Below are 26,649 nucleotides of genomic sequence, written 5' to 3' on the forward strand. Positions count from 1 at the left end.
CCCTCAGTCCGCGGTGAAGCCCGCCAGCACCGTTCGCGACCTGGACAACCCGAGCCGGGTGGCACCGGCCGCGATCAGTGCGGCGGCTTCCTCGGCGGTGCGGATACCGCCAGAGGCCTTGATCCCGAGCCGCCCGCCGACGGTGTCGGCCATCAGCCGGACCGCGTGCACGCTGGCGCCGCCGGACGGGTGGAAACCCGTGGAGGTCTTGACGAAATCCGCGCCCGCCCGTTCGGCGATCCGGCACACCTCGACGATGGTTGTATCGGGCAGCGCGGCCGATTCGATGATCACCTTGAGGACCACCCGGTCCTCGACCGCTTCCCGGACGGTGAGGATGTCGATCAGGACCGAGTCGAAGTCCCCGGCCAGCGCCGCGCCGACGTCGATCACCATGTCGACCTCGGTGGCTCCCTGCTGTACCGCGAGCCGGGCCTCGGTGCCCTTCACCAGGCTGTGGTGCTTGCCGGACGGGAATCCGGCGACGGTGGCGACGGCCAGTCCGGGCGCCTGCACCGGCAGGACCGAGGGGGACAGGCACACCGCGTGCACGCCCAGCTCCCGCGCCTCGGCGATCGTGGCCGCCACGTCCGCGGCGGTGGCCTCGGGGGCGAGCAGGGTGTGGTCGATCATGGCCGCCACCTCGCGGCGGGTCAGCACGTCGGCAGGCATGGGTACAGAGTCTGGCACAGGCGTGGTGCCCGGACACGATAAGTCCGTTGCGGGGCCGTTGGGCCACGCGCACACTCGTAGATGCCGCGTGATCTCCAGCGGTGTCCGTGACGGGACGAGAGGGGCGTAGTGCCGTGTCTCGGGTGGTGATCCGGCGGGAGCGGGCCGGCGATATCGCGGCGATCGACGCGGTGCACCGCGGTGCCTTCGCGCAATCGCGGCTCGCGGTCGCCGCGGGTGGTGGCGGTGCGTCCGAGCCGCCGGAGGTGGGTCTGGTCCACGCGTTGCGAGCCGACGACAGCTGGATTCCGACGCTGTCGCTGGTGGCGGAGGACCACGAGGGGGTGATCGGGCACGTGTGCCTGACCCGGGCCGTGGTGGGCCCGTTCCCGGTGCTGGCACTGGGCCCGCTCGGCGTGGTGCCGGACCGGCAGCGCCACGGGGTCGGCGCCGCGCTGATGTATTCGGCGCTGGGGGCCGCGGACGCGCTCGACCAGCAGCTGGTCGGACTGCTGGGCAGCCTCGAGTACTACCCGCGGTTCGGGTTCCTGCCGGGGGCGCGGCTCGGGATCCGGCCGGACGAGCCGAGCTGGGCCGGCCATTTCCAGGTGCGGCCGCTGAGCAGCTACCAGTCTGACATCACCGGCGAGTTCCGTTACGCCGCACCGTTCTACGCGATTTGAGCCGGTCCGATCCGGTCTCCTTCGGCGGGTAGCCGGGCGGCCGCGGCCGGTGCGGGGTTCGCGACGCTCGTTCCACCTGGTGGGCCCTCGAGCGGGTCCGGGCCTGCCGGAGGGGGCCGAAGTGGGAGGATTCACCCATGAGTTCCACGCCCGCCGACCGCCGGTACGTCCTCACCCTCGGGTGCCCCGACCGTCCCGGCATCATTGCCAAGATCACGTCGTTCATCGCCGAGTTCGGCGGGTCGATCGTGGAGGCCGGCTACCACTCCGACACCGACACCGGCTGGTTCTTCACCCGGCAGGCGATCCGGGCCGAGACCGTGCCGTTCGGGCTCGACGAACTGCGGACCCGGTTCACCGCGGTCGCCGCCGAGCTCGGCAAGCAGACCGACTGGCAGCTGTTCGACACCGGCTCCCGCCGCCGGGCCGTGGTCCTGGTCAGCAAGGACGGGCACTGCCTGCACGACCTGCTGGGCCGCGCGATCAGCGGGGAACTGCCCGCCACCATCGAAGCCGTCATCGGCAACCACCCGGACCTGGCCGAACTCACCCAGGCGCACGGCGTGAAATTCCACTACGTGCCCTTCCCCAAGGACCCGGCCGAGCGAGGCCCGGCGTTCCAGCAGGTGCGGGCGCTGGTCGACGAACACGATCCGCACGCGGTGGTGCTGGCCCGTTTCATGCAGGTGTTGCCGCCGCACCTGTGCCAGCACTGGGCGGGCAAGGCGATCAACATCCACCACAGCTTCCTGCCGTCGTTCGTCGGCGCCCGCCCGTACCATCAGGCGTTCGCCCGCGGCGTGAAGCTGATCGGCGCGACCTGCCACTACGTGACCGCGGAACTGGATGCGGGGCCGATCCTGGAGCAGGACGTGACCCGCATCGACCACGCCGACACCGTGCACGACATGGTCCGGCTGGGGCGTGATATCGAGCGGGTGGTGCTGGCGCGCGGGTTGCGCTGGCATCTGGAAGGCCGGGTGCTGGTGCACGGGCGGCGCACGGTCGTATTCGACTGATTCGGCCGGGCGCAGTCGATCGTTCGCGCGGGCTTCTGATTCGCCTGGCGCAGTCGATGATTCGCGCGGGCTTCTGATTCGCCTGGCGCAGTCGATGATTCGCGTGCTCAGAGTGGCGCGACGGCCGCCCACGGTACCGTCATGACGTTGTCGCGCAGGCGCCTGCGGGGATCGGCGAGCGGAAAACCGTTGTCGCGCAACATCGCAGCCGCGGCACGCCACCGGACTCGGGGGCCGTAGGGCGCCAGCGACGCCGCGTGCGCCCAGGCGCGGTCGGCGGCGGTGAGCAGGGTGTGGATGCGTTCGCCGGGAATGTTGCGGTGGATCAGGATCTTCGGCAGTCGCTCGGCCAGATCCGAGGGCCGGTCCACGGTGAACGGGTCCCAGGCCAGGGTCAGCGAGCGCGGCCCGGTACGGTCCAGCAGCACCCAGGCACAGCGGCGGCCCAACTCGTCGCAGGTGCCGTCGACGAGCAGGCCGTCGGGAGACAGGCCGTCCCGCAACAACTCCCACGCGCCGGGCACCGCCGACTCGGGGTACTGGCGCAGCACGTTGAACGCGCGGACCAGGGTCGGGCGCAGGCCGGCGAGCTCGAAACCGCCGCGGGCGAACCGGACTCCGTCGCGGCCGGGGACGACCCGCTCCGGGTCGATCTCCAGCCCGACCACGGCGACGTCGGGGCGCACCCGGCGCAGCCGGGCGGCCAGTTCCAGGGTGGTGACCGGGCTGGCACCGTACCCGAGGTCCACGACCAGCGGATCCGTTGCGGCCGTGAGCCGTTCGCGGACCAGCCGGTCGTGCACCAGCCAGCGGTCGCTGCGGCGCAGCCGGTTGATCCCGGTGGTGCCCCGCGTGATCGCGCCGACCGGGCGCGCCGTGCCCGCGGCTAGCCGGGCTCGCCGACCGGTTTCCGTTCGCTCAACCACTGTTCGGTGAATTCTGCCTCTGCTCGGAACAACTCGACCAGGTTGACCAGTATCAGCTGTTCGAGCGATCTGTTGACGAACGGGATGTTCACCTTCGCGACCGACGAATACCGCAGGGTGCAGCCGGTTTCGGTGGTGAACAGCCGCATGGTGCCGCCCAGGCTGCCCGGCGCGCTGGGGATGGTCGCGGTATACGAGCCCTCGACCTGCGCGCCCTCGGGGCCGTAGTTCTCGACTCGGGTGATCTCCATATCCTTGCGCAGTACCGTGCGCGCCAGATCGGGTAGCAAATCCCGGGGAACCACGTGCCGGACCTCGGCCCGGATCCCGTTCTCGGACACCGAGAACGCGGTCAGATGGTTCGGACTGTGCTTGCGCATCTCCGCCATCCGGGCTTCCCAGTAGTCCTGATCTGCCAATGTCGCGTACAGCTCGTGGGACGTGCGCAGTGGATACCGTGCTGAGTAATCGAGTCTGCGGACCATGGGCGGAGAGCCTAGTGGGCCGCGACCCAGCTGCCGGTGAATTCGGCTTCCCGCGCCAGCAACTCGGTCAACTTCTCGGCGACCGCGGCCTCGATCTTCTTGCCGAACAGCGGGATCGCCACCTCCACGGTGCCGGCCACGGTCACGGTGGACGAGTTCTCGTCACCGCTCAGCGTGACGGTGCCGTGTACCTGCGCGGGTGCGCCCTCGACGTGCGCCTGGAAGGTGCCGGAGTCGCCGTCGTAGGTCTCGGCGCGCGGGATGATCAGGTCGCCGGGGCGGACCGCGGTGATCTGCGCGGGCAGATCGGCGGCGGGGATCGCCTGGGTCATCTCGACCTTCAGCCGCGCGCCGTCGGAGCTGAAGGAGTCCAGGTGCGCGCCCGGGCCGCCGACCTCGGCGAGCCGGGTCGTCCAGTACTGCTCGTCCGACAGCGCCGCACGGACCTTCGCGGCCGGTAGAGCGTAGTGCGCGGTGTATGCCAGGGGTGTCGCCATGGTGGAACACGCTACCGTTTGTGCTTGTGCGTACATCTGCGACGGTGCCGTTCGACGAGCTGTCCGACCTGCTGGCATCCACCGGCGCGCGCCTGCGGCCCGGGCAGCCGCTGGCCGAGCTGACCACGCTGCGGGTCGGCGGTCCGGCGGTGGTCGCCGAATGCCGCACGACCGATGCGCTGGTCGCCACGGTCGGCGCCCTGGACACGGCCGGGATCCCGGTTCTGCTGCTGGCCGGGGGCAGCAACCTGCTGATCTCCGACGACGGTTTCCCCGGTGTCGTGGTGCGGATCGCCGCCGCCGGGGTCGAGTTGGGGACCGACAGCGTGTGCGCCGAGGCGGGTGCGGTGTGGGACGAGGTCGTCGCGGCGACCGTGTCCGCCGGGCTCGGCGGCCTCGAATGCCTGTCCGGGATTCCGGGTTCGGCGGGGGCGACGCCGGTGCAGAACGTGGGCGCCTACGGCGTCGAGGTTGCGCAGTTGTTGCGGCGGGTGCGGATCCTGGACCGGTCGAGCGGAGCGATCGACTGGGTGCTGCCCGAGGATCTCGGGTTCGGTTACCGCACGTCGGTGCTCAAGCACAGCGACGCGGCCGTGGTGCTCGCGGTGGAATTCGAGCTGGATCCCTCGGGGCAGAGCGCGCCGCTGCGCTATCGCGAGCTGGCCCAGAGCCTCGGCGCCGAGGAGGGGCAGACCCGCCCGGCGGACCTCGTGCGCGCGACCGTGCTGCGGCTGCGCGCCGGCAAGGGCATGGTGCTCGCCGACGGCGATCACGACACCTGGAGTGCCGGCTCGTTCTTCACCAATCCGGTGGTCCCGCACGAGCGCGCGAGCGCGGTGCACGCCGCGATCGCCGCGCATGTGGGTGAAGTCACAGTGCCCTCGTGGGAGACGCCGGAGGGGATCAAGTTCTCGGCCGGCTGGCTGATCGAGCGGGCCGGTTTCGGCAAGGGACACCCCGGTCCCGGTGCCCCGGCCCGGCTGTCCACGAAACACACGCTGGCCCTGACCAACCGCGGCGCGGCGACCGCGGCGGATCTGGTCGAGCTGGCTCGCGCGGTGCGATCCGGAGTGGCGGAACGGTTCACGGTCGAGCTGGAACCGGAACCGGTCACAGTGGGCATCACGGTGTGACCGACGCGCCCGGTACGGCGTGGCTCCAGTGAGACACGCGGCTCCCGCTCCGGGACCTTCGGTAAATTCGAGCAAGTGACTGTTCGTCGAGCCACCAATCGCCGTGCCCTGCTGATCGGGATGACCCAGCTGGCCTCCGCCGCAGTGCTGGCCGCCTGCACCAAGTCCAGTGGCCCCTCCGGCAGTGGTCCGGCAGCACCGGCCGCGCCGGTCGCGAAGGTGACATTCGAGCCCGCCGACGGTGCCACCGACGTGAATCCGCTGGCGCCGGTGTCGCTGTCGGTCGCGAACGGTCACATCGACCAGGTGGCCCTGTCCAACCCGAACGGCAAGCAGGTCACCGGCCAGCTGAGCGCGGACAAGTCCGGGTTCAAGGTCACCGAGCCGCTGGGCTACGGCGTCACCTACTCCTGGTCGGGGACCGCTATCGGCACCGACGGGAAACCGGTGCCGATCACCGGCAAGTTCAGTGTGGTGAACCCGGCCAAGACGCTCGGCGCCAACATCAATATCGGGGACGGCCAGGAGGTCGGCATCGCGGCGCCGCTGATGCTGCAGTTCATGGGCCCGGTGGAGAACAAGGCGGGCGTCGAGAAGGCGCTGTCGATGGTGACCAATCCGCCGACCGAGGGCAGCTGGGCGTGGCTGCCGCCGAGCGACAAGGGTTCCCGCGCGCACTGGCGGCCCAAGGAGTATTGGCAGCCGGGCACCACGGTGCAGTTCACGGCCAAGCTGTACGGGCAGGACCTGGGCGGTGGCGCGTTCGGCGACCAGGACATCAGCTCCAACTTCACCATCGGCCGTAGCCAGATCGTCAAGGGCGTGGCGTCCTCGCACCGGGTGCAGGTGTACCGGGACGGTGCGCTGCTGTTCGACTTCCCGTGCAGTTACGGCGAGGGCGACGTGGACCGCAACGTGACGCGGTCCGGGATCCACGTGGTGACCGAGAAGTACCAGGACTTCTACATGTCCAATCCGGCCGCGGGATACTCCAACGTCCACGAGCGCTGGGCGGTCCGGATCTCGGACAACGGCGAATTCATCCACGCGAACCCGGAATCGGCTGCCGCGCAAGGTAATTCGAACGTAACCAACGGCTGCATCAACCTGAGCACCGAGGACGCGGCCACCTACTTCCCGACCGCCATGTACGGCGACCCGGTCGAGGTGAGCGGCACCCGCCTGCAACTGTCCGCGGTGGACGGCGACATCTACGACTGGTCCATCGACTACGAGACCTGGAAGTCGATGTCCGCTCTCGGCGGCGAGCCCCCGGTCGCCTCCGGCGCCCCGGTGGCCTCGCCGACTGCGCTGGCCCCCGCCCCACGCTGACCGTTACCGGCGGTGGAAGCGGCCCGCCGCCGCCTGATCCCGGGGCTTGACGATGATCTGGTCCAGGTTGACGTGCGGCGGCCGGCTCGCCACGAAGCCGACGATCTCGGCGATATCGTCGGCGACCAGGTTGTCGATGCCCTCGTACACCTTGGCCGCCCGTTCCGCGTCACCACCGAAGCGGACCAGCGAGAACTCGGTTTCGACTGCGCCCGGGGCGATTTCGGTCAGGCGAACCGGCTGCCCGAGCAATTCGGTGCGCAGCGTGCGGTGCAGCACCGCCTGCGCGTGCTTGGCCGAGGTGTAGCCGGAACCGTTCTCGTACGCCTCGAACGCCGCCACCGAGGTGATGGTGACGATCAGGCCGTCGCCGGACGCGATCAGCTTGGGCAGCAAGGCTTTCGTGACGCGCAGCGTGCCGAGCACGTTGGTTTCCCACATCCAGCGCCAGTCGTCGAGGTCCGCCTGGGCCACCGGGGCCAGGCCCTTCGCGCCGCCGGCATTGTTGACCAGCACGTTCGCGTGTTCGATCGCGGCGGCGAACGCCTCGACCGAGGCGTCGTCGGTGACGTCGAGCGGCAGCGCCGTGCCGCCGATCTCCGCCGCGAGCCGCTCCAGCCGGTCGACCCGCCGGGCGCCGATGTAGACGTGGTAGCCCTGTTTCGCGAGTTCCCGGGCGGTCGCCTCGCCGATCCCGGAACTCGCGCCGGTGACGACGGCAGTACGAGTGCTCATGCGGGTCAGCTTAGGACCCGGGCAGCCGAACAGCACCGGTCGGTACGCTGCGCGCATGTCGGTTCGAAATGTGGTCAGCCCGGACGGAACTCAGATCGTGTACCGGGTGACCGGCCCGCAGGGTGCGCGGCCGCTGGTGCTGCTGCACGGCTGGGCGGCCTCGCTGCGCTGCTGGGGGACGGCGGAAGAACTTCTGGCGCAACGTTTTCGGGTGATCGCGGTGGACCTGCGGGGCCACGGCTACTCCGATGCCCCCGAGGCGGGTTACGACGATCCGGTCGCCTGGGCCGGGGACGTGGCGGCGGTGCTCGCGGCCGAGAGCGTCGACTCCGGGGCGGTACTGCTGGGGTGGTCGTACGGCGGGATCGTGCTCACCGACTACCTGAGCGTGCACGGGACGGACGCGGTGGCCGGGGTCGTGTACTGCGGGTCGCTGGCCTCGATCGGGCCCGGCGTGCCGGGTGCCGAGCAGGGGCGGGTCATGAAGGAGGCCATTCCGGACGTGTTCGCGGAGGGTGCGGGGCGGGCGATGCGCGGGTTCGCGGCGTTCGGCAACGCCTCGGTCGGGCCCGGCCGGGACAAGGGCGTCGACGCGCAGCGCATGTTCGGGCTCAGCCTGGCCACGCTGCCGCGGGTACGCAAGGCCCTGTTCTATCGCACGATAGACAACAGCGCGACGCTCGAATCTTTGGATATTCCGGTGCTGGTGATGCACGGCACGGACGACCCCGTCGTGCCGGTCACCGACGGGCGCTACATCGCCGAGGCCGTCCCGGATGTGCGCGAATCCTATTGGGAGGGAGCGCAACACGGGCTCTTCATCGAAGACCCCGAGCGGTTCGTGGCGGAGGTGACCGGCTTCGCCGAGACCTTGTGACGGTCCTCACTAGGTGACCCGGGCCGCGTCGCACTCCCCAGTGGTGGGTGCACACTGAAAAGGTGAGTGAACGTCCGCGCCGAATCGCCGTACTGTCGGTGCACACCTCACCACTGGCCCAGCCGGGTACCGGCGACGCCGGCGGCATGAACGTCTACGTGCTGCAGACGGCCCTCGAGCTCGCCCGCCGCAACGTCGAGGTGGAGATCTTCACCCGGGCCACCTCCTCGGCCGACGAGCCCGTCGTGCAGGCCGCACCCGGCGTCCTGGTCCGGAACGTGGTGGCCGGTCCGTTCGAGGGCCTGGACAAGCACGATCTGCCCACCCAGCTGTGCCCCTTCTCCGCCGAGGTGCTGCGCCAGGAGGCCCGGCAGCTGCCCGGCTACTACGACCTCATCCACTCCCACTACTGGCTGTCCGGCCAGGTGGGTGTGCTGGCCCGCGACCGCTGGCGGGTGCCGCAGGTGCACACCGCGCACACGCTGGCCGCGGTGAAGAACGCCTACCTCGCCGAGGGCGACAGCCCGGAACCGGCCGCCCGCGAGGTGGGGGAGAAGCAGCTGACCATGGAAGCGGACCGGCTGATCGCCAACACCTCCGACGAGGCACGGCAGCTGGCCGCCTACTACGGCGCCGACCCGGACCGGATCGATGTGGTGCTGCCCGGCGCCGACCTGACCCGCTACCGGCCCGGTGATCGGGCCGCCGCGCGCGCCGAGTTCGGTCTGGCCGCCGACGAGCAGATCGTCGCGTTCGTGGGCCGGATCCAGCCGCTGAAGGCACCCGACGTGCTGGTGCGGGCTGCGGCCGAGGTGCTGTATGCGCAGCCGGACCGCCGGCTGCGGGTGCTCATCGTCGGCGGCCCGTCCGGCAGCGGCCTGGAACGGCCGCACGCCCTGATGGACCTGGCCGCCGAACTCGGCATCGCCGACCGGGTGACCTTCCTGCCACCGCAGCCGCCGCAGCGGCTGGTGCAGGTGTACCGGGCCGCCGACCTGGTCGCGGTGCCCAGCTACAACGAATCGTTCGGCCTGGTCGCCATCGAGGCGCAGGCCGCGGGCACCCCGGTGCTGGCCGCGCACGTCGGCGGCCTGGGCACCGCGGTGCGCGACAACCGGACCGGCCTGCTGGTCGACGGGCACGGCACCGGCGACTGGGCGGCCGCGCTGCGCTCGCTGCTCGACGACCCGGACCGGCTGCGGGCCATGCGGGCCGCCGCGGCCGAGCACGCCGCCGGCTTCTCCTGGGCGCACACGGCCGACGGCCTGCTCGACAGTTACGGGCGCGCGCTGGCGGGGTATCGGAGGGCCGATTCCCGCGCGACCGGTACCGTGAGTGCCGAGAGTCAGGCCCGGTCGCGGGCGTTGTGGCGCCGCCGGGCCGGCGTCCTCCACTAGCGTCCGGTATGTCCTGGCCGATCCGAAGCAGTTCGCGGCGCGCCCGCGACGGCGTGCGCGGGCAGGGAGGCACATGGGTACCGAGGCGGAGCAGACCGCGCAGCTGATCGCGGACACCCTCGTCGACCGCGAGATCGAGCACAGCCGGGACGGTTCCGGCACGTTCGTGGTCGTGCTGCCGGGCGAGCGCAAGCTCAAGACCGTGGTCGGGTTGACCGTCGGCAAGCACGGGGTCCGCCTGGAGAGCTTCGTGTGCCGCAAGCCGGACGAGAACTTCGAGGGCGTCTACAAGTTCCTGCTGCGCCGCAACCGCCGCCTGTACGGTGTGGCCTACACCCTGGACCGGCTGGGCGACATCTACCTGGTCGGCCGCATGTCGGTGGAGTCCGTGACACCCGACGAACTGGACCGGGTGCTGGGGCAGGTGCTGGAGGCCGTCGACGCCGACTTCAACACCCTGCTGGAGCTGGGGTTCGCGACCTCCATCCGCAAGGAGTGGAAGTGGCGGGTCTCGCGCGGTGAATCCCTGAAGAATCTGCGCGCGTTCGAACATCTGGTGACGCCGGAAGAGGAATGAGCGCGTGAACCGGAAACACGGTGCGCCACAAGTACTGCCGAGTCGAGGCGGGAACGACCAGGGGAACCGCCGGTGTGCGCCGGAACCGACCGGCGAGGTGTCGGTGTGACGGTGCTGGCGCTGGACGTGGGCGCCACCAAACTGGCCGCGGGTGTGGCGGACGGCGGGCAGGTGCGCGATGTGCGGCGAGTTCCGGTGCCGCCCAACGGGGTTTGGGCGGCGGCTGCGGGCCTGTTGCGGACGGTGGCCGGGGACGCGCGGGTAGATGCGGTAGGCATCGGTTCGGCCGGACCGGTGGACGAGGACACCGGATCTGTTGCGCCGGTGAATATTCCGGAGTGGGCTGCGGGTTTCGCGCTCGTCGACGCGGTGCGTGAGCTGTTCCCGGCGGCCCGGGTGCGGCTGGCCATCGACGGGGTCTGTCTCACCCTCGCCGAACGGACCTTCGGTGAATTACGTGGTGTGGCAAACGGTTTGGCCATGACCGTGTCCTCCGGCGTCGGCGGCGGCCTGCTGCTCGACGGCCGGGTCGCGCACGGGCGCACCGGAAACGCCGGGCACATCGGCCATCTCGCGGTCTCCGGATCCGACGAGCCCTGTGCCTGTGGCGGATTCGGCTGTGTCGAGGCCGTGGCGAGCGGAATGGCGAGCGCGCGCTGGGCGCGGGCACACGGCTGGACCGGAACCACCGGCGCCGAACTCGCCGCCGCCGCGCACGCCGGGGACCCGGTCGCCGTCGCCGCGCTCGCCCGGGCCGGTGACGCGCTCGGCCGCGCGGTCGCGTCCGCGGCCGCGCTACTCGATCTGGACCGGGTGGTGATCGGCGGCGGGTTCGCCGAATCGGGTGCGCCACTGTGGGATCCGCTGCACGCGGCGGTGACCCGGCACGCGGGCCTGAGCTTCGTGCGCGGTCTGACCGTCGTGCGGTCGCGGATCAGCGCCGGCGCGACCCTCGCCGGTGCCGCGCTGCTGGCCGCCGCCGAGACCGGCGACCTGCGCGGAGGCCGGTGAACAGGGCAATTCGCGTCGTGGAAAAATGACCGCCATGACGTACACCCTCGTGCTGCTGCGCCACGGCGAGAGCGAATGGAACGCCCTGAACCTGTTCACCGGCTGGGTGGACGTGCACCTGACCGACAAGGGCAAGGCCGAGGGCAAGCGCGCCGGCGAACTGCTGGCCGAGGCGGGCGTACTTCCCGACATCGTGTTCACCTCGCTGCTGCGCCGCGCGATCAACACCGCCAACTTCGCGCTGGACGCCGCCGACCGGCACTGGATCCCGGTCGTGCGCGACTGGCGGCTCAACGAGCGCCACTACGGCGCCCTGCAGGGCAAGAACAAGGCTCAGATCCGCGACACCTACGGCGACGACCAGTTCATGGAGTGGCGCCGCAGCTACGACACCCCGCCGCCGCCGATCGCCGTCGACGACGAGTACAGCCAGGCCGGTGACGCCCGCTACGACGGCATCCAGGTTCCGGCCACCGAATGCCTCAAGGACGTCGTCGACCGTCTGATCCCGTACTGGGAGTCGACCATCTCCAAGGAGCTGACCGACGGCAAGACCGTGCTGGTCGCCGCGCACGGCAACTCGCTGCGCGCCCTGGTCAAGCACCTCGACGGCATTTCGGACGCGGACATCTCCGGACTCAACATCCCCACCGGTATCCCGCTGGTCTACGAGCTCGACGAGAACCTGCGCCCGATCGGCCCGGGCAAGTACCTGGACCCGGAGGCCGCCGCCGCGGGCGCCGCCGCCGTCGCGAACCAGGGCGGCAAGTGACGCGTTGAGTCCCGCTGGGACGAACGCCGTGACCGGTTGCGGTCACGGCGTTTTCGCGTTTCCGGACCTGTTCACGTACCTGTTCCCAGCCGTGCATCCATATGCGTGGACGGGTGCCCGGCGGGCTGGTAGCGTCCAGCCGTTCGGCGTGACGCAGCCGCTGAACGGTCTACTGCGCAGGGGGAATCCGATCCGTCGGCCCGGGGTGGGTACCGCGGGCTGCGGCGTCGGCGACAACCTCGCTGCAGCAGAAAAGAGAACACCATGATCGAAAAGGGCCGGACCCGCAGGCTGGGTCGTGCCCTGGTGCCGGCGGTCTTCGCCGTCGGCAGTCTGGCGACCGCCGGGACCGCGCACGCGGACCCGACGGTCCCGCTCGGGGGAGGCTCGGGAATCCTGATCGAGGACCTCTCCGACGCGACGTCGGCGTCGGCGTGCACGATCACCGCCGTCGGCACCGACCGCGACAACGACTTGGTCGCCCTCACCGCCGGGCACTGCGGTGAGATCGGTGCCCGGGTGGCCGCCGAGGAGAACCTGCACGCGGGTTCGGTGGGCGTGATCGTCAACAAGAGCTCGACCGGTGACTGGGCGGTCATCGTGCTGAACCCCGGCAAGGTGGCGCCGGTCCGCCAGGTGGGCCCGACGGTGATCGACACCGTCGGCGGTCATCCGCGCGTCGGTGACCTGGCCTGCAAGAACGGCCGCACCACCGGTTTCACCTGTGGTCCGATCTGGGAGACGCACTCGACCTATTTCCGTAGCGAGCTGTGCGCCAACCACGGCGACTCGGGTGCCCCGGTGCTCGAGGGGAACCGGGTGGTCGGCATGGTCGTCGCCGGCACCGACTTCACCGCGGGCCCGATCGACATCCCGCTGCCGGACTGCACCGGTCCCGGCGACCTCATCCACGAGCCGGAGCTGGCGACCGACTTCGCGGGCGTACTGGCCGACATCGATCGCGGCGGTGGCCCGGGTGCGGGCTTCCACCTGATCTGATCCCGGATCTCGGCGGCGTTCGTACCGCGCCCGGCCCCGCGGACCACCGCCGGGCCGGGCGCGGTCGTTTCCGGACCACTCCCGCCGCGAGTGCGCGCGACCCGCACGCCGGGTAAGAGCGAGCGGCTGTGGATGTTGAGTCGCATCTCACATCGGAGGCGATCGAAGGGGGTGCGTGGCCGCGGTTGGGCACAATGGGATCGGGGCCGTACGCGGCCGGGTCGTGAGATGTGTGATGCGCCAACGCAATGGGCGAATGTGGCTCGAGCACTCCGGGATTGGCCGGGACCCGGCGCCCGGCCAACGGGATGTGAACACCGGGCCAACGACACGGTAATCCGCTGTGACCTGCGCGAAACTTCCCGCTCCCGCGCTCTGGAGCCGTGTCGGTAATCGTACGATTCTCCTGTGAGTGTTCCTCAGGCTGTGATGCTGGCGGTCCTCGCGGCCGTCGTCGGCTTGGCCGTCGGAGGGCTGCTCATCCCGTATGTCAACGCCCGGCAGTCGCAGCGGGGCGAGGACGACAACGGCCTGACCATGTCCCAGGTGCTGGACCTGATCGTGCTCGCCTCCGAGAGCGGCATCGCCGTCGTCGACGAATACCGCGACGTGGTGCTGGTCAACCCGCGCGCCGAGGAACTGGGCCTGGTCCGCGACCGGCTGCTCGACGAGCGCGCCTGGTCGGCGGTGGAGAAGGTGCTGGCGGTCGGCGAGGACGTCGACTTCGATCTCACCGCCAAGCACCCGGTCCCCGGCCGCAGCCGCATCGCCGTGCGCGGTGTCGCCCGCCCGCTCTCCCGCGACGAATCCACCTTCGTGGTCCTGTTCGCCGACGACGACTCCGAACAGGCCCGCATGGAGGCCACCCGCCGCGACTTCGTCGCCAACGTGAGCCACGAACTCAAGACCCCGGTCGGCGCCATGAGCCTGCTGGCCGAGGCGCTGCTCGAATCCGCCGACGACCCCGACTCGGTCCGCCACTTCGGTGAGCGGCTGCTGACCGAGGCGCGGCGCATGGGCAACATGGTCACCGAACTGATCGCGCTGTCGCGGCTGCAGGGCGCCGAGAAGCTGCCGCAGCTGGAGGCGGTGGACGTCGACTCGGTCGTGCACACCTCCATCGAGCGCTCGCGCATCTCCGCCGAGGCCGCCGGCATCACCGTGAGCACCGACTCCAACTCCGGACTCGAGGTACTGGGCGACGAGACCCTGCTGGTCACCGCCCTGTCGAACCTGGTGGAGAACGCCATCAACTACTCGCCGAAGGGCTCGCACGTCTCGGTGAGCCGGTCGCTGCGCGGGGGCTGCGTGAACATCGCGGTCACCGACCGCGGCATCGGTATCGCCAAGGAGGACCAGGAGCGCGTGTTCGAGCGCTTCTTCCGGGCCGACAAGGCCCGCTCTCGTGCGACCGGCGGTACCGGGCTCGGACTGGCCATAGTCAAACACGTCGCGGCGAATCACAATGGTGAGATTGCGTTGTGGAGCAAGCTGGGCACCGGGTCCACATTCACGCTCCGGATCCCGGCCGCCCCGTCCGACGCCGTCAGCGAGGACGAGGAGGCCGCCGACGCGGCCCAGAGAAGTCCCGCCGGAAACACTCCGGCAGGCATGAAGGACAGTGGCGCGCGCCCGGTGGCACGCGCCCGAACCAACGGTGTGGAGGCAACCCGATGACGAGTGTGCTGATCGTCGAGGACGAGGAGTCGCTGGCCGATCCGCTCGCGTTCCTGCTGCGCAAGGAGGGGTTCGAGGTCACCATCGCCGGTGACGGCCCGTCCGCGCTGGCGGAATTCGACCGCTCGGGCGCCGACATCGTCCTGCTCGATCTGATGCTCCCCGGCATGAGCGGCACCGACGTCTGCAAGCAGCTGCGTACCAAGAGCAGCGTGCCGGTGATCATGGTGACCGCGCGGGACAGCGAGATCGACAAGGTGGTCGGGCTCGAGCTCGGCGCCGACGACTACGTCACCAAGCCGTACTCGGCCCGCGAGCTGATCGCGCGCATCCGCGCGGTGCTGCGCCGCGGCGCCGGCGAGGAGATCGACGGCAACAACGAGAGCGGCGTGCTCGAGGCCGGTCCGGTCCGGATGGACGTCGACCGGCACACCGTGCAGGTGAACGGCAAGTCGGTGACGTTGCCGCTCAAGGAGTTCGACCTGCTCGAATACCTGCTGCGCAACTCCGGCCGGGTGCTGACCCGCGGCCAGCTCATCGACCGGGTGTGGGGTGCCGACTACGTCGGTGACACCAAGACCCTGGACGTGCACGTGAAGCGGCTGCGGTCGAAGATCGAGGCCGACCCGGCCAAGCCCGAGCACCTGGTCACGGTTCGCGGCCTGGGATACAAGCTCGAGGCATAAGGCGTCGAGGGGCCTTGCGGCCGCGGCGTGATCACGCCCGGCCGGGGCCTCGGGCCCGCGGTCGCGGCCCGAGGCGATATGGCGCCCGGCCGTGGGTGTGGCGGTCAGCGGTAGGCGTACAGGGTCCACGGACCGATCGGGTACGAGTCGAGTTCGTGCCAGTTGCCGTCGTTGTCGAGCTGCTGGCAGGCGTGCATCCGGACGTAGTGGCCGTCGCCCCGGCATTCGATGGGATGCGACACCCCGTACGGGCTGACCAGTGCGAGCTGGGCCGAGCTGCCACCGCCGAGCCAGGCCCGGGCGTCGAAGACCGACACGAACGAGCCGGTGCGGTCGGAGTAGGCGTTCCAGCCGTAGAGGCCGTCGTCCTCGGCGGGCCATTCGGCGTGGGCGAGGGCGGTGGGGGCGAGAAGCAGCGCTCCGCTTGCGGCGGCCGCGGCGAGCAACAGTTTCTTCATGCCGGGATCATCGGGCCTCGCGGCGCCGATGTTGCACAGGCCGGGCCGGCGCGAGTTCGTGTCGCGGCGGGCGCCGTCGGCCGACGGCGCCCGCCCGCGCGCTACGCCGCCGCTAGAGCATCGAGGTGTAGATGGTCCCGAGTACCGGGTAGTTGACGGTGTGCAGCGGGAACCAGCCGAAGTCGTCGTGCTGCTGGCAGTCGTAGTAGGCGACGTCGGCGCCGTTGCCGCGGCAGGCGATGATCTTGGTCGTGCCGTAGGGGCTGACGATGATCGGGTGGGCCTGCTGCACCTGCAGCTTCAGCGAGGTGACGGCGGTGGTCATCTCGTTGGTGACCTCGGCGTCGCGGAAATCCACGAACTTGGCGGTCACGTCCGAGTACTGGGTGGGGTCGGCGGCGGGGGCGTCGTCGGCGTGGGCGGCCGGCATGGCCACGAGTGCGGAACCGGAGGCCAGGACGGCGGCAGTCACAAATTTCCTCATCATGGTCCGATACCTATCACGATGAGGTAAATGCCGCATGGCGTGCGATCGACACCTGTGCGCGCAATCGTGAGATATCCGCGCGAATTCGGACTTTTCGCCCGGACTAGCGCTCGTTTTTCTCCGCGCTACCGCAATTTTCCGGCGCTACGCAGGGTTGTCGCGTTCGCGCGTGACTCGTCGCGGCGCCGCAACGATGCGGAGATTCGCGTTCGCCCGATCGGATCTGGTTGCGCGATAAGGAATTCCGCCGCGCGAATCGTGAAAGTAGCTGCTCGGTGGGGCTATTCGTCGGGCTCGGACGACCGGGCCGTGGCGGGGTGGATCGCGATCAGGCCCAAGCCTTCTCGGCGCTTGCAGAGGCGGGCCAGCTCGTCGTAGGCGGGCTGCCCGAGCAGCTCGATCAGTTCCGGCGCGTACGACTGCCAGACCGGGCGCGAACCGGTGTGCGCGTCGGGGGAGCCGCTGCAGTACCAGTCCAGGTCGGCGCCGCCGGGGCCCCAGCCGCGCCGGTCGTACTCGGTGATCACCGTGCGCAGGATCTGAACGCCGTCGGGGCGGTCGACCCAGTCCTGGGTGCGCCGGATCGGCAGCTGCCAGCAGACGTCCGGTTTCACCGTCAACGGTTCCACGCCGGTGCGCAGGGCCATGGTGTGCAGGGCGCAGCCGACGCCGCCGGCGAATCCGGGCCGGTTGAGGAAGATGCAGGCCCCGTCGACGCGGCGGGTGCGCAGCGCCGGTTCGTCGTCGAGTTCGTCGTGCTCCAGGAACAGCTTCTGCTTGACCTTGCCGTCGGGGCCGCGGGCCACGTCGATCAGCTGCCAGTCCTGCGGCGTCAGGGTGCGGACCGCGTCCCGCAGTCGCTTGCGGTCGTCGTTGTCGGACAGGAACGCGCCGTGCGAGCAGCAGCCGTCGTCGGGACGGTCGGCGAGGATGCCCTGGCATGCCGGAGTCCCGAACACGCATGTCCACCGGGAGAGCAGCCAGGTCAGGTCCGCGACGATGGTGTGCTCCGCGTTCGCGGGGTCGACGAATTCGACCCACTCGCGGGGGAAATCGGGCTCGACTTCGGGCGTCGGGACCATCTTTCCCGCAGCTGGAGGACCGGATCGCACGCTGCTGGATGCACCTGAGGTCACAGTGCCAGACGCTAACAGTTCCAGCGGCCGCCGTGGCGCCCGGAGCCTTCCGGAGCAGCAAATGTGACGCAAAGATGCCGAAGAGACGACCGGCACCCTCCGCGACCGCTGCGCAACCGTTACCGTGTTCATGTGCGGCTAGGTGTCCTCGATGTAGGGAGCAATACCGTCCACCTGCTCGTGGTGGACGCGCATCGCGGTGCGCACCCGATGCCGATGAGTTCCACCAAGGCCACCCTGCGGCTGTCGGAGAGCATCGACGACTCCGGCCGCATCACCACCGCCGGCGCCAAGCGGCTCACCGACACTGTCGCCGAATTCGCCGCTATCGCAAAGACTTCCGGCTGTATTCAACTTATGGCCTTCGCCACCTCCGCGGTGCGGGAAGCGGCGAATTCCGAGGCCGTGCTGGCCCGGGTGCGGGCCGAGACCGGCGTGCAGCTGCGCGTGCTGACCGGAGTCGACGAGGCCCGGCTCACCTTCCTGGCGGTCCGCCGCTGGTACGGCTGGAGCGCCGGCCGCATCCTCGACCTCGACATCGGCGGCGGCTCGCTGGAGATGAGCAACGGTGGCGACGAGGAACCCGACGTGGCGCTGTCGCTGCAGCTCGGGGCCGGCCGCCTCACCCGCGACTGGCTGCGCGACGATCCGCCGGGCAAGCGCAAGGTCGCCGTCCTGCGCGACTGGCTGGACGCCGAACTCACGCTGCCCGCCAAGCAGCTGCTCGATGCGGGCCGCCCCGACCTCGCGGTCGGCACCTCCAAGACGTTCCGTTCGCTGGCCCGGCTCACCGGCGCCGCGCCGTCGTCGGCCGGTCCCCGCGCCCGCCGCGAGCTCACCGCGTCGGGCCTGCGCCAGCTGATCGCGTTCATCTCGCGGATGACCGCCGCCGACCGCGCCGAGTTGGAGGGCGTCAGCTCCGATCGGTCCCAGCAGCTGGTGGCCGGCGCGCTGGTGGCCGAGGCGAGCATGCGGGCACTGGGCCTGGAGAGCCTGGAGATCTGTCCGTGGGCGCTGCGTGAGGGCCTGATCCTGCGCAAACTGGACTCCGACCTGGCCGGCGAGCCGGGCACGGGCAACGCCGGTGAACCGGCGACCGGCAATGGCCGTACGGCCGTCGTAACCGACACGATCGAAACGGTGTCGAAATGAGTGACAAATCCTCTCAGCTGTCTGTCGCGGAACTCATCGCCCGCAACGGCGGGAAGAACGCCCAGGCGTCCTCCAGCGGGCGCCGGCGGCGCGGCGGCCGGGGTATCTCGGTCAGTGAGCTGACCGGCGACCTGCCGGTCGTGCCGGAGGGCAACTCGTCGCACGCGGGTCCCGCCTCCGACACCTATCCGGCGCCCGACGGGTACGCACCGGAGCAGTCGCCGGTGTCGGGACCCATCACCTACTTCGATCCGCTCGCCGAATCGCGTGGCGGTCGCCGCACCCCGCCGCCGTCGGACGCGCAGTGGCAGGCACCCCCGGCCGCGCCACAGTGGCAGGCGCCCGCGCCGGAACCGCAGTGGACCCCGCCGGAGCCGCCGGCGCGTGAGTCCGGTCGCGGCGGAAGGCGTTCCCGCGCAGAGCAACCCGCGCCGCAGCCCGGCTACGGTCCGTCCACCGGCGGGTTCGAGGCCCCGGCGGCCGGTTTCACCCCGCCCGCCGCGCCCGCCTCCGGTGGCCGGCGGGCCCGCCGGGAACAGCGCGAGGCGCTCGAACAGCAGCTGGCCGGCGGTGTGCCCGCGGCCGAGCCGGCACCTGCCCGCGGTGGCCGCCGCCGGCGCAAGGACGACGACGAGCCCGGTCCCGCCGACCTGCTCGGTTACAGCGGCGGCGCGGCGCCCACGTGGACGCCGCCGCGCGAGCCGGAGCCGCAGCAGGCCTGGGCGCCGCCGCAGGACCCCCGGCAGAACGGCTGGACGCCGCCGCGTCCCGAACCGCAGCGGGGCCCGCAGCCGCCGCAGCGCGGTCCGGAACCGCAGCCGCCGCGCGGACCCGCCCCCCAGGCGCTGCGCGAACCGCAGCCGCCGCAACCGCGTGGACCGGAACCGAAACCGCCACTGCCGCCGCGAGATTCGGGACGCTCGGTGCGTGAACTGCCCGCCGAACAGCAGCCGCCGCGTGGCCGCGGCGACCGCTCCGGCCCGGCACTGCCGGCCTGGTCGGCGCGCCGCCGCGTGGACGCTCCGCCGCAGCAGCGTCCCGATCTTCCCGTCGACGACACCTCGGGTGAGCCGACCGCCGTCTGGTCCCTGGCGGCCCTGGACCGTCAGGCCCGCAGCGGTGGCCCGGTCCGCGGCGCCGACGAGCGTGGACCAGAGGGCGGACGCGGCCGCGGTGGACGCGACAACCGCCGGCGCGGCGACCGCGCCCCGGTCCGCGACGCCGGCCCCGAACTCGACGGCGTCGAAGAGCAGCCGCGCAGCCGCCGGGACCGACGCGCCCAGCGTGACGAGCCGAACGGCCGTGTGGCACACCAGGAAAGCGGCCCGGCACCGGAACGCGGTCCGCACGCGGGCCGGGGCAACCGGGGCCCGCGCGACGACCAGGATCCGCGCGGTCGCGGTGGTCGCGCACCGGAAGACCACGACGACCTTCACGATCACGACGAGCGCGGTGGCCGCGGTGGCTGGTCCCGCCCGGCGGCGCTCGGTGCCGGGCGCCGCGGTGGCCGGCCGGAGCAGCCGCCGCTCGCGGAGAGCCGGACCGAACTGTTCGAGCCGGTCGGCGCCGAGCCCGACGAGGACTTCGACAACCGGTCCGAGCGCCCGCGCCGGCCCGGCCCGAAGAACGGCCGCAAGTCGCCGCCCGGCAAGGGCCAGGGCGGTAAGCCGCGCAGCCGCGCCGACGAGTCCATGCGCCGGCTGGCGGTCTCCGACCGGGTCGCACGCCGGTCGAAGGCGGCTCGGGGCGCGGGCGCGGGTCTCGCGGACCGGCCGTGGACCATGCTCGGACTGCAGGTCGCCGGTGCGGCCGTCGCCGGCATGCTGATGTTCAAGGGCTTCGAGAAGATGTGGGACGTCCTGCCGTTCGTGGCGCTCGCCCTGGCGGTGGTGGTGATCCTCGGCCTAGTGGCGCTGGTGCGGGTGTTGCGCCGCAGCGATGACATCTTCAGCACGGTGATGGCGGTCCTGGTCGGAAGTTTCGTCACTCTGGGACCATTGGCATTCATGCTGAGCACGAACTGAGCCAGGAGCTGTCGTGACCACCTCGGGACAGACCCCGCCCGTCCGGGTCGGATTGTCCACCGCTTCGGTCTACCCGGAGAACACCGAGGCGGCGTTCCGCTACGCCGCCGAGGTCGGTTACGACGGTGTCGAGCTGATGGTGTGGGCGGAACCGGCCAGCCAGAACATCGATACCGTCCAGATGTACATGCGGCGCTACGGGATTCCGGTGCTGGCGTTGCACGCACCGTGTCTGTTGATCTCGCAACGGGTCTGGGGCCCGGATCCGGTGGCGAAGCTGGAGCGCAGTGTGCGCGCCGCGGAGACGCTGGGCGCGAGCACGGTGGTGGTGCACCCGCCGTTCCGCTGGCAGCGCCGGTACGCGGACGGTTTCGCCGATCAGGTCGCGGAGCTGGAGGCGGGTTCGGAGGTGATCGTGGCGGTGGAGAACATGTTCCCGATGCGCGCGGACACCCTGTTCGGCCGCACCACGGGCGCGGTGCGGCGGCTGGAGCGCCGCGGTGGTCCCGGTCTGGCGATGAGCGCGTTCAGTCCGTCCATCGATCCGACCGATGTCGGGTTCGGGCACTACACCCTGGATCTGTCGCATACCTCGACGGCGGGGATGGATCCGCTGGCGTTGTTGTCCCGCATGGGTTCTCGGCTGGCGCATCTGCATCTGGCCGACGGTCGGGGCGCGGCGCACGACGAGCATCTGATCCCGGGCGACGGGACCCAGCCGTGCGTCGAGGTGTGCGCGGCGATGATGCGCCACGGTTTCCGCGGTCAGGCGGTGCTCGAGGTGAACACGCAGAACGCGCGGACCACCGCGGATCGGGCCGCCATGTTGAACCGGTCGCTGACCTTCGCCCGGACCCACCTGCGTGATGTGGAGCCGGCGCCGGAGCCGGAGCGGTCCGGCGTGCTGGGCTGACTCGTGCCGGCCGGGATGCACGATCGGTCACATCGGGTAGGAATTCGGCGCCCGATCCGGAACACTTATACGGTGTACGAGCGCTGGCCCGGTCAGCGCTGCCGAGGTGGTCGAGACAGAGGAGTCGCAGGTGACCGAGGTGATCGGTGAGGAGAGCGTGGAGCTGTCGGATCCCACCGTGGACGACGCGCCGTTCAGCCGGGTCTGCGCCCTGACCGCCCTCGGTGACGGTCGCTACCGCGGCGAGATCGGCCCGATCTGGACCATCGGCCCCAAGGTGCACGGCGGCACGATGGTCGCCGCCGGTGCCGCGGCCGCCACCCGCCGGCTGCGCGAGTCGCAGCCGGACCTCGCGCACATGATGCCCATCGCGGCCGCCAGCGACTTCCTGGGTGCTCCGGAACCTGGCACGGTGGAGTACCAGGTCACCGTGCGCAAGACGGGCCGTCAGATCGCGCTCGTGGACGTCGACATGTACCAGGGTGAGCGCCTCTGCGTGCACACCACCTTCACCTTCGGGCAGCTCGAAGGCGACGAGCCCCCGCAGTACGCCGCGTCCGCCGCCGACGACATGCCGGCCGAGCCCTTCGCCGCGGCGCAAGGCTACATCGGCAGCCCGATGGGCAAGATCGTGCACGTCTCCGAAGGCGCCGACATGGCCATCGACCCGGGCTGGGCGCGGTTCCTGGACCGTGAGACCGGTGAGCCGCGGCTGCGGATCTGGATCCGCCCGCGCCCGGGCGACCAGCGCGACGAGGACGTGTTCGCGTTCTTCGCGATCATGTCTGCCGACATGTCCCCGCCGGTCACCATGAACCTGGGCCGGTTCGGCTGGGCGCCGACCGTCCAGATGACCACCTACCTGCGCCGCCGCCCCACGCCGGGCTGGCTGCGGGTCATCGCGACCGCCCGCGAGATCGGGCCGCGCATGTTCGACGAGGACCAGCTGGTGCTCGACGCCACCGGCGCGGTCGTGGCACAGAGCCGTCAGCTGGCGCTGATTCCGCAGCCGCGCTGAGCGCGTCGCCGCCGGATTCGCCCCGCGCCCGAAATGTGGCCCGGTACCGGATAATCTGGGCGGCATGACGAAAATTGCGGTGGTCGGCGGCGGACAGATCGGCGAAGCGCTGCTCGCCGGATTGCTGGAGTCCGGGCACGTGGCCACGGACCTGTCCGTCGTGGAGCCGTCCCCCGCGCGCGCCGAACAGCTGTCCGAACGGCTCGGTGTGCAGGTGCGCGCCACCGCCACCGAGGCCGCCCAGTGGGCCGACATCGTGGTGATCGCGGTCAAGCCGCAGGTGGTGCCGGTGGTGCTGGGAGAGATCGGCAAGGTCGAGTTGGACCGGCCGGAGACCGACCAGCTGGTGGTGTCGCTGGCCGCGGGTGTGACCATCGCGTCCATCGAATCGCTGCTGCCGGTCGGGACGCCCGTCGTGCGGGTCATGCCGAATACGCCGATGCTGGTCGGCGAGGGGATGAGCGCGCTGGCGCCGGGCCGCTGTGCCACCGCGGCGCAGCTGGCGCAGGTCGGGGAGATCATGTCGGCGGTCGGCGCGGTCGTGACCGTCACCGAGGCGCAGCTGGACGCGGTCACCGCCGTATCGGGCTCGGGTCCGGCCTACTTCTTCCTGGTCGTGGAGGCGATGATCGACGGCGGTGTGGGCCTGGGGCTCGGCCGCGACGTGGCCACGCAGCTGGTGGCGCAGACGATGCTCGGTTCCGCGGCCCTGCTGGCCAAGTCCGGAAAGACTCCGGTCGAATTGCGCGCGGGCGTGACCTCGCCGGGCGGGACCACGGCGGCTGCTCTGCGGGAACTGGAACGGGCCGGAGTCCGCTCGGCGTTCCAGGAGGCGCTGCACGCGGCGGAAGGGCGTGCGCGCGAACTGGGAGCTACCCCTTCGTAATCCGGCTTCGGAGCGGCCCGCGTGGGGGTGCCGGATCGCGGTGCATGGTGAACGCGCGATGACGGCCGGGTTCAGGCGGGGACAACTGTATTTCTCACACCCGTCGCAGCTATCCCACTGGTCCCGCTAAGCTGCTAGGAGCACGTGCGTGTCTGTTCCGCCGGTGGGGAAGCCGGCGGCGCGGGCGTGCCGGAGGTCAGTGGCACGATGATGTCTGCAAGCAGCTCCTCTGGTTCAGGCCCCGCGATAGGCGGAGGGACGCAGTTCCTCACTGTCGCCGAGGTGGCGAATCTGATGCGAGTCTCGAAGATGACGGTGTACCGGCTGGTGCACTCCGGTGAGCTGCCCGCGGTGCGGGTCGGCCGGTCGTTCCGGGTGCATGCCAAGGCGGTACACGACTATCTCGAAACCTCGTACTTCGACGCCGGATGAACCGGTTTCGGCTACCGGCGGCCCCGCGGGTCCGCCGGTGTCCTGTCGGTTCGTCATACGGTCTGTTCCGGTGCCCGCGATCAGGGCCACCGGGCCACGTGTGACGGCGGCGACCGATCCCCGTTCGGCCGCCGACCGCCGGACCGGTATCATCGACCCTCGGCGTGTTCGCCTGCCGGTGGCGTGGTCCTTTGCCGGCACCGGGGAGCGCGAATACTGGAAGCCTAGAGAGAGAACGCGAGGAACAGCCCGATGGGTTCTGTGATCAAGAAGCGCCGGAAGCGGATGTCCAAGAAGAAGCACCGCAAGCTGCTTCGCCGCACTCGTGTGCAGCGACGCAAACTCGGCAAGTGACGCTGCGCGTTTGCTCGAAGCCCGCCATCGACTCGGATGGCGGGCTTTTATTTTTGAAATTTCTAATTTTTAACCCATTCCCCGTTTTCGTGACACGGGCCATACGTTAGAACGTGGTTAATTCCATAGGAGCTCCGGGTAGCAGCGGCTACAGTTGGACACGGGAAGATGGCGATGGGGGTTGCTGAGGGTGGTGTTCGGCATGGGAAACGGCGTGCGGGACGGGCACAAGCCACGAGTCGTCCTGGTAACCGGCGTGAGCCGGTTCTTCGGCGGCAATGTGGTGTCCCGCCTTGCGGCCGACGACGCCGTCGAACGCATCATCGCGGTCGACGCCCGGCAACCCAGTCCCGAATTACTCCGCCGCATGGGCCGCGCCGAGTTCGTTCGGGCCGATATTCGTAATCCCCTGATCCGTAAGGTGATCGACGGTAACGAAGTAGACACGGTCGTGCATCCGGCGATCCTGTCGCGGCCACCGTCCAGCGGTGGCCGCACCGCCATGAAGGACCTCAACGTGCTCGGCTCGATGCAGCTGCTCGCAGCCTGCCAGAAGGCACCGAGCGTGCGGCGGGTGGTCGTGCGGTCCAGCTCGTCGGTATACGGCTGCAGTGCCAAGGACCCGGCGAAATTCACCGAGGAAATGAGCGCGCGGACACCACCGCGCGGTGATTACGGCCGCGACCTGATCGAGGTCGAGGGATTTGTTCGCGGGCTCGCGCGGCGCCGCCCCGATATCGCCGCGGCAATTCTGCGTTTCCCGCCGCTGGTCGGACCCAAGCTGGCTGGATACGGTGTGCAGTATCTGCGATCTCCGATAACTCCCAGCATTCTGGGCCGTGATCCGCGGATGCAGCTGATCCACGAGGAGGACGGCATCGCCGCCCTCGTCCATGCCGCCCTGTCGGCACCCGGTGGCACCTTCAATGTCGCCGGCGACGGTTCCCTGCTGCTCTCGCAGGCCCTGCGCCGGGCCGGCCGCATCGAGCTGCCGGTGCCCTACTTCGTCTTCAAATCGGTCGGCCGCAACCTGATGAGCCCGATCATGAAGGCGTTCACCTCGGAACAGATCGACTATTTCCTGTTCGGATGCGGTCTCGACACCACCCGGATGCGGACCGAACTCGGTTTCGAACCCCGCTGGACCACGGTTCAGGCCTTCGACGACTACATCGGGGGCGCAGCGCTGCGGCCCGTCCTGGATCCACGCTGGATCGACGCAGCTGAAAACACACTTCTCGGCCTGGTCGGCCGGATAGGGAGCGCACCGCAATGAGTGAAGTGGCCAAGGTTATCCAGCTTCATGATGTCGATGTCGAGACCCGGCATCGATCGACCGCGCGCCGCAAGCTGAGTCAGGTCAAGGATGTCGCCCACCTGCTGCCGGACAGCCCGGTCACCTCGCTGACCGCGCGACTGGCCGAGGCGGCACCGCGCCCGCCGCAGAGCCTGGGCGAGATGGTGCGCGGCGTGCTGAGCGACGGCATCCGCGGCACCGCCGACTTCGCCCGCCGCAGGCTCACCGGCGACTACCAGATCGACGAGTTCGGCCTCGACGAGCACCTGCTCGAATCGGTCATGCTGCCGGCGCTGCGCCCGCTCGCGGACCTGTGGTTCCGGGTGCAGGTGGCCGGCATCGAAAACGTCCCCGAGAGCGGCGGCGCGCTGCTGGTGGTCAACCACGCCGGCGTCGTCCCGCTCGACGGCCTGATCCTGCAGCTGGCGCTGCACGACCGGCACCCCAAGCAGCGCACGCTGCGTCTGCTGGCCGCCGACCTGGTGCTGGAATTGCCGTTCATCGGCGGCCTGGCCCGCAAGGCCGGCCACACCCTGGCCTGCCCGGCCGACGCCGAACGCCTGCTGCGCAACGGCGAACTGACCGGTGTCTTCCCGGAGGGCTTCAAAGGCGTCGGCAAGAACTACTCCGAGCGCTACCGGCTGCAACGGTTCGGCCGCGGCGGATTCGTGTCGGCCGCGGTCAAGACCGGGGTACCGATCATCCCGGTGTCGATCGTCGGCTCCGAGGAGATCTACCCGAAGCTGGCCGACATCGCGCCGCTGGCCCGGCTGCTCGGCCTGCCGTACTTCCCGGTCACGCCGCTGTTCCCGCACCTGGGCCCGATCGGCATGGTCCCGCTGCCGTCGAAGTGGTACATCGAGTTCGGCACGCCGATCAGCACCGCCGGTTTCGAGCCGGAGGCGGCCGACGACCCGATGACCATGTTCGAGATCACCGACCAGGTCCGCGAGACGATCCAGCTCACGCTGTACAAGCTGCTCACCAAGCGCCGCAACACTTTCCTGGGGTAAC

29 protein-coding genes are annotated in these 26,649 nt (G+C 70.4%); 21 read left to right on the top strand and 8 right to left on the bottom strand.

What is annotated here, in order from left to right; all coding sequences use genetic code 11:
* Nucleotides 1–3: 3 nt before the first annotated feature.
* Nucleotides 4–672 carry a deoxyribose-phosphate aldolase gene (gene deoC, locus EBN03_RS19445; protein ID WP_122189503.1) on the bottom strand — a complete coding sequence of 223 codons (669 nt, stop codon included), beginning with the start codon at nucleotides 670–672 and terminating at the stop codon, nucleotides 4–6.
* Nucleotides 673–815: 143 nt separating this feature from the next.
* On the opposite strand from deoC, the gene EBN03_RS19450 reads away from it, so the two are divergent.
* Together EBN03_RS19450 and purU are read left to right on the top strand one after the other, a co-directional pair.
* Nucleotides 816–1,355 carry a GNAT family N-acetyltransferase gene (locus tag EBN03_RS19450; RefSeq protein WP_122189504.1) on the top strand — a complete coding sequence of 180 codons (540 nt, stop codon included), beginning with the start codon at nucleotides 816–818 and terminating at the stop codon, nucleotides 1,353–1,355.
* A 137-nt stretch (nucleotides 1,356–1,492) separates the two neighbouring features.
* Nucleotides 1,493–2,374: a formyltetrahydrofolate deformylase gene (gene purU, locus EBN03_RS19455; protein WP_122189505.1), complete on the top strand. Its 882-nt coding sequence runs from the start codon at nucleotides 1,493–1,495 to the stop codon at nucleotides 2,372–2,374.
* Nucleotides 2,375–2,481: 107 nt separating this feature from the next.
* On the opposite strand, the gene EBN03_RS19460 is transcribed toward purU, so the two are convergent.
* The 3 genes from EBN03_RS19460 to EBN03_RS19470 are packed head-to-tail and all read right to left on the bottom strand — an operon-like array spanning nucleotide 2,482 to nucleotide 4,282.
* Nucleotides 2,482–3,300 (bottom strand): class I SAM-dependent methyltransferase, encoded by an 819-nt coding sequence (locus tag EBN03_RS19460; protein WP_122189506.1) that lies wholly within the window; start codon nucleotides 3,298–3,300, stop codon nucleotides 2,482–2,484.
* Nucleotides 3,261–3,785: a DUF2505 domain-containing protein gene (locus tag EBN03_RS19465; protein ID WP_122189507.1), complete on the bottom strand. Its 525-nt coding sequence runs from the start codon at nucleotides 3,783–3,785 to the stop codon at nucleotides 3,261–3,263. The genes EBN03_RS19460 and EBN03_RS19465 overlap by 40 nt, the downstream gene beginning before the upstream one ends.
* Before the next feature lie 11 nt (nucleotides 3,786–3,796).
* Entirely contained in the window at nucleotides 3,797–4,282 is a 486-nt protein-coding gene (locus EBN03_RS19470; RefSeq protein ID WP_122189508.1) for a DUF2505 domain-containing protein, read from the bottom strand.
* Between the two features lie 26 nt (nucleotides 4,283–4,308).
* On the opposite strand from EBN03_RS19470, the gene EBN03_RS19475 reads away from it, so the two are divergent.
* Nucleotides 4,309–5,415 carry a UDP-N-acetylmuramate dehydrogenase gene (locus EBN03_RS19475; protein ID WP_407671181.1) on the top strand — a complete coding sequence of 369 codons (1,107 nt, stop codon included), beginning with the start codon at nucleotides 4,309–4,311 and terminating at the stop codon, nucleotides 5,413–5,415.
* Nucleotides 5,416–5,535: 120 nt separating this feature from the next.
* Complete coding sequence (locus EBN03_RS19480) at nucleotides 5,536–6,747, top strand: L,D-transpeptidase (RefSeq protein WP_122189691.1); 1,212 nt, start codon at nucleotides 5,536–5,538, stop codon at nucleotides 6,745–6,747.
* Between the two features lie 3 nt (nucleotides 6,748–6,750).
* Here the strand turns inward: EBN03_RS19480 and EBN03_RS19485 are convergent, their stop codons facing one another.
* Complete coding sequence (locus EBN03_RS19485; RefSeq protein ID WP_122189692.1) at nucleotides 6,751–7,482, bottom strand: SDR family NAD(P)-dependent oxidoreductase; 732 nt, start codon at nucleotides 7,480–7,482, stop codon at nucleotides 6,751–6,753.
* Between the two features lie 55 nt (nucleotides 7,483–7,537).
* Between EBN03_RS19485 and EBN03_RS19490 the strand changes: the two genes are divergently transcribed.
* The 8 genes from EBN03_RS19490 to EBN03_RS19525 all read left to right on the top strand — a co-directional run bounded on the left by EBN03_RS19490 (nucleotide 7,538) and on the right by EBN03_RS19525 (nucleotide 15,478).
* Nucleotides 7,538–8,359, top strand: coding sequence for an alpha/beta fold hydrolase (locus tag EBN03_RS19490; protein ID WP_122189510.1), 822 nt, complete (start codon nucleotides 7,538–7,540; stop codon nucleotides 8,357–8,359).
* Between the two features lie 47 nt (nucleotides 8,360–8,406).
* Nucleotides 8,407–9,756 carry a D-inositol-3-phosphate glycosyltransferase gene (gene mshA / locus EBN03_RS19495; RefSeq protein WP_199742887.1) on the top strand — a complete coding sequence of 450 codons (1,350 nt, stop codon included), beginning with the start codon at nucleotides 8,407–8,409 and terminating at the stop codon, nucleotides 9,754–9,756.
* 73 nt (nucleotides 9,757–9,829) lie between these two features.
* Nucleotides 9,830–10,333, top strand: coding sequence for a type III secretion system chaperone family protein (locus EBN03_RS19500; RefSeq protein ID WP_122189512.1), 504 nt, complete (start codon nucleotides 9,830–9,832; stop codon nucleotides 10,331–10,333).
* Nucleotides 10,334–10,438: 105 nt separating this feature from the next.
* A complete protein-coding gene (locus EBN03_RS19505; RefSeq protein ID WP_122189693.1) occupies nucleotides 10,439–11,344 on the top strand; it encodes an ROK family protein in 906 nt (301 codons plus the stop codon).
* A 34-nt stretch (nucleotides 11,345–11,378) separates the two neighbouring features.
* Entirely contained in the window at nucleotides 11,379–12,116 is a 738-nt protein-coding gene (locus tag EBN03_RS19510; RefSeq protein WP_122189694.1) for a phosphoglyceromutase, read from the top strand.
* 264 nt (nucleotides 12,117–12,380) lie between these two features.
* Nucleotides 12,381–13,115, top strand: a complete 735-nt coding sequence (locus tag EBN03_RS19515; protein ID WP_147471642.1) for a S1 family peptidase — start codon at nucleotides 12,381–12,383, stop codon at nucleotides 13,113–13,115.
* Nucleotides 13,116–13,523: 408 nt separating this feature from the next.
* Nucleotides 13,524–14,792 (top strand): sensor histidine kinase, encoded by a 1,269-nt coding sequence (locus EBN03_RS19520; protein ID WP_122189514.1) that lies wholly within the window; start codon nucleotides 13,524–13,526, stop codon nucleotides 14,790–14,792.
* On the top strand, nucleotides 14,789–15,478 hold the full coding sequence (locus EBN03_RS19525) for a response regulator transcription factor (RefSeq protein ID WP_122189515.1): 690 nt from the start codon (nucleotides 14,789–14,791) through the stop codon (nucleotides 15,476–15,478). The genes EBN03_RS19520 and EBN03_RS19525 overlap by 4 nt, the downstream gene beginning before the upstream one ends.
* 104 nt (nucleotides 15,479–15,582) lie before the next feature.
* On the opposite strand, the gene EBN03_RS19530 is transcribed toward EBN03_RS19525, so the two are convergent.
* From EBN03_RS19530 to EBN03_RS19540, 3 genes are all read right to left on the bottom strand, one after another.
* Nucleotides 15,583–15,936, bottom strand: coding sequence for a hypothetical protein (locus EBN03_RS19530; RefSeq protein ID WP_122189516.1), 354 nt, complete (start codon nucleotides 15,934–15,936; stop codon nucleotides 15,583–15,585).
* Between the two features lie 112 nt (nucleotides 15,937–16,048).
* The gene (locus EBN03_RS19535) at nucleotides 16,049–16,408 is read right to left on the bottom strand and encodes an LSm family protein (RefSeq protein ID WP_122189517.1); all 360 of its coding nucleotides are present in this window, start codon (nucleotides 16,406–16,408) and stop codon (nucleotides 16,049–16,051) included.
* A 296-nt stretch (nucleotides 16,409–16,704) separates the two neighbouring features.
* The gene (locus EBN03_RS19540) at nucleotides 16,705–17,505 is read right to left on the bottom strand and encodes a hypothetical protein (protein WP_122189518.1); all 801 of its coding nucleotides are present in this window, start codon (nucleotides 17,503–17,505) and stop codon (nucleotides 16,705–16,707) included.
* A 186-nt stretch (nucleotides 17,506–17,691) separates the two neighbouring features.
* On the opposite strand from EBN03_RS19540, the gene EBN03_RS19545 reads away from it, so the two are divergent.
* The 9 genes from EBN03_RS19545 to EBN03_RS19585 all read left to right on the top strand — a co-directional run bounded on the left by EBN03_RS19545 (nucleotide 17,692) and on the right by EBN03_RS19585 (nucleotide 26,648).
* On the top strand, nucleotides 17,692–18,711 hold the full coding sequence (locus EBN03_RS19545) for a Ppx/GppA phosphatase family protein (protein WP_122189519.1): 1,020 nt from the start codon (nucleotides 17,692–17,694) through the stop codon (nucleotides 18,709–18,711).
* Nucleotides 18,708–20,735 carry a hypothetical protein gene (locus EBN03_RS35130; protein ID WP_233608489.1) on the top strand — a complete coding sequence of 676 codons (2,028 nt, stop codon included), beginning with the start codon at nucleotides 18,708–18,710 and terminating at the stop codon, nucleotides 20,733–20,735. The genes EBN03_RS19545 and EBN03_RS35130 overlap by 4 nt, the downstream gene beginning before the upstream one ends.
* Before the next feature lie 13 nt (nucleotides 20,736–20,748).
* The gene (locus tag EBN03_RS19555) at nucleotides 20,749–21,648 is read left to right on the top strand and encodes a sugar phosphate isomerase/epimerase family protein (protein ID WP_122189520.1); all 900 of its coding nucleotides are present in this window, start codon (nucleotides 20,749–20,751) and stop codon (nucleotides 21,646–21,648) included.
* A 178-nt stretch (nucleotides 21,649–21,826) separates the two neighbouring features.
* The gene (locus tag EBN03_RS19560) at nucleotides 21,827–22,666 is read left to right on the top strand and encodes a thioesterase family protein (protein ID WP_122189695.1); all 840 of its coding nucleotides are present in this window, start codon (nucleotides 21,827–21,829) and stop codon (nucleotides 22,664–22,666) included.
* A 64-nt stretch (nucleotides 22,667–22,730) separates the two neighbouring features.
* Nucleotides 22,731–23,552 carry a pyrroline-5-carboxylate reductase gene (proC, locus tag EBN03_RS19565; protein ID WP_122189521.1) on the top strand — a complete coding sequence of 274 codons (822 nt, stop codon included), beginning with the start codon at nucleotides 22,731–22,733 and terminating at the stop codon, nucleotides 23,550–23,552.
* 207 nt (nucleotides 23,553–23,759) lie between these two features.
* Entirely contained in the window at nucleotides 23,760–23,984 is a 225-nt protein-coding gene (locus EBN03_RS19570) for a helix-turn-helix domain-containing protein (RefSeq protein ID WP_122189696.1), read from the top strand.
* Between the two features lie 252 nt (nucleotides 23,985–24,236).
* Nucleotides 24,237–24,338 (top strand): 30S ribosomal protein bS22, encoded by a 102-nt coding sequence (locus EBN03_RS19575; RefSeq protein WP_003402602.1) that lies wholly within the window; start codon nucleotides 24,237–24,239, stop codon nucleotides 24,336–24,338.
* Nucleotides 24,339–24,540: 202 nt separating this feature from the next.
* Nucleotides 24,541–25,614 (top strand): NAD-dependent epimerase/dehydratase family protein, encoded by a 1,074-nt coding sequence (locus EBN03_RS19580; RefSeq protein ID WP_122189522.1) that lies wholly within the window; start codon nucleotides 24,541–24,543, stop codon nucleotides 25,612–25,614.
* Nucleotides 25,611–26,648, top strand: a complete 1,038-nt coding sequence (locus EBN03_RS19585; protein ID WP_122189523.1) for a lysophospholipid acyltransferase family protein — start codon at nucleotides 25,611–25,613, stop codon at nucleotides 26,646–26,648. Before EBN03_RS19580 ends, EBN03_RS19585 begins: the two co-directional genes overlap by 4 nt.
* Nucleotide 26,649: the final 1 nt, after the last annotated feature.

The sequence above is a fragment of the Nocardia stercoris genome, from assembly GCF_003696265.1.
Taxonomy (GTDB): domain Bacteria; phylum Actinomycetota; class Actinomycetes; order Mycobacteriales; family Mycobacteriaceae; genus Nocardia; species Nocardia stercoris.

What these genes read in the sequence shown, in the direction of transcription:
- deoC (WP_122189503.1), bottom strand. Translation starts at nt 672, where the DNA reads ATGCCTGCCGACGTGCTGACCCGCCGCGAGGTGGCGGCCATGATCGAC.
- purU (WP_122189505.1), top strand. Translation starts at nt 1,493, where the DNA reads ATGAGTTCCACGCCCGCCGACCGCCGGTACGTCCTCACCCTCGGGTGC.
- EBN03_RS19465 (WP_122189507.1), bottom strand. Translation starts at nt 3,785, where the DNA reads ATGGTCCGCAGACTCGATTACTCAGCACGGTATCCACTGCGCACGTCC.
- EBN03_RS19470 (WP_122189508.1), bottom strand. Translation starts at nt 4,282, where the DNA reads ATGGCGACACCCCTGGCATACACCGCGCACTACGCTCTACCGGCCGCG.
- EBN03_RS19480 (WP_122189691.1), top strand. Translation starts at nt 5,536, where the DNA reads ATGACCCAGCTGGCCTCCGCCGCAGTGCTGGCCGCCTGCACCAAGTCC.
- EBN03_RS19485 (WP_122189692.1), bottom strand. Translation starts at nt 7,482, where the DNA reads ATGAGCACTCGTACTGCCGTCGTCACCGGCGCGAGTTCCGGGATCGGC.
- EBN03_RS19490 (WP_122189510.1), top strand. Translation starts at nt 7,538, where the DNA reads ATGTCGGTTCGAAATGTGGTCAGCCCGGACGGAACTCAGATCGTGTAC.
- EBN03_RS19500 (WP_122189512.1), top strand. Translation starts at nt 9,830, where the DNA reads ATGGGTACCGAGGCGGAGCAGACCGCGCAGCTGATCGCGGACACCCTC.
- EBN03_RS19510 (WP_122189694.1), top strand. Translation starts at nt 11,379, where the DNA reads ATGACGTACACCCTCGTGCTGCTGCGCCACGGCGAGAGCGAATGGAAC.
- EBN03_RS19515 (WP_147471642.1), top strand. Translation starts at nt 12,381, where the DNA reads ATGATCGAAAAGGGCCGGACCCGCAGGCTGGGTCGTGCCCTGGTGCCG.
- EBN03_RS19525 (WP_122189515.1), top strand. Translation starts at nt 14,789, where the DNA reads ATGACGAGTGTGCTGATCGTCGAGGACGAGGAGTCGCTGGCCGATCCG.
- EBN03_RS19530 (WP_122189516.1), bottom strand. Translation starts at nt 15,936, where the DNA reads ATGAAGAAACTGTTGCTCGCCGCGGCCGCCGCAAGCGGAGCGCTGCTT.
- EBN03_RS19540 (WP_122189518.1), bottom strand. Translation starts at nt 17,505, where the DNA reads ATGGTCCCGACGCCCGAAGTCGAGCCCGATTTCCCCCGCGAGTGGGTC.
- EBN03_RS35130 (WP_233608489.1), top strand. Translation starts at nt 18,708, where the DNA reads ATGAGTGACAAATCCTCTCAGCTGTCTGTCGCGGAACTCATCGCCCGC.
- proC (WP_122189521.1), top strand. Translation starts at nt 22,731, where the DNA reads ATGACGAAAATTGCGGTGGTCGGCGGCGGACAGATCGGCGAAGCGCTG.
- EBN03_RS19570 (WP_122189696.1), top strand. Translation starts at nt 23,760, where the DNA reads ATGATGTCTGCAAGCAGCTCCTCTGGTTCAGGCCCCGCGATAGGCGGA.
- EBN03_RS19575 (WP_003402602.1), top strand. Translation starts at nt 24,237, where the DNA reads ATGGGTTCTGTGATCAAGAAGCGCCGGAAGCGGATGTCCAAGAAGAAG.
- EBN03_RS19580 (WP_122189522.1), top strand. Translation starts at nt 24,541, where the DNA reads ATGGGAAACGGCGTGCGGGACGGGCACAAGCCACGAGTCGTCCTGGTA.
- EBN03_RS19585 (WP_122189523.1), top strand. Translation starts at nt 25,611, where the DNA reads ATGAGTGAAGTGGCCAAGGTTATCCAGCTTCATGATGTCGATGTCGAG.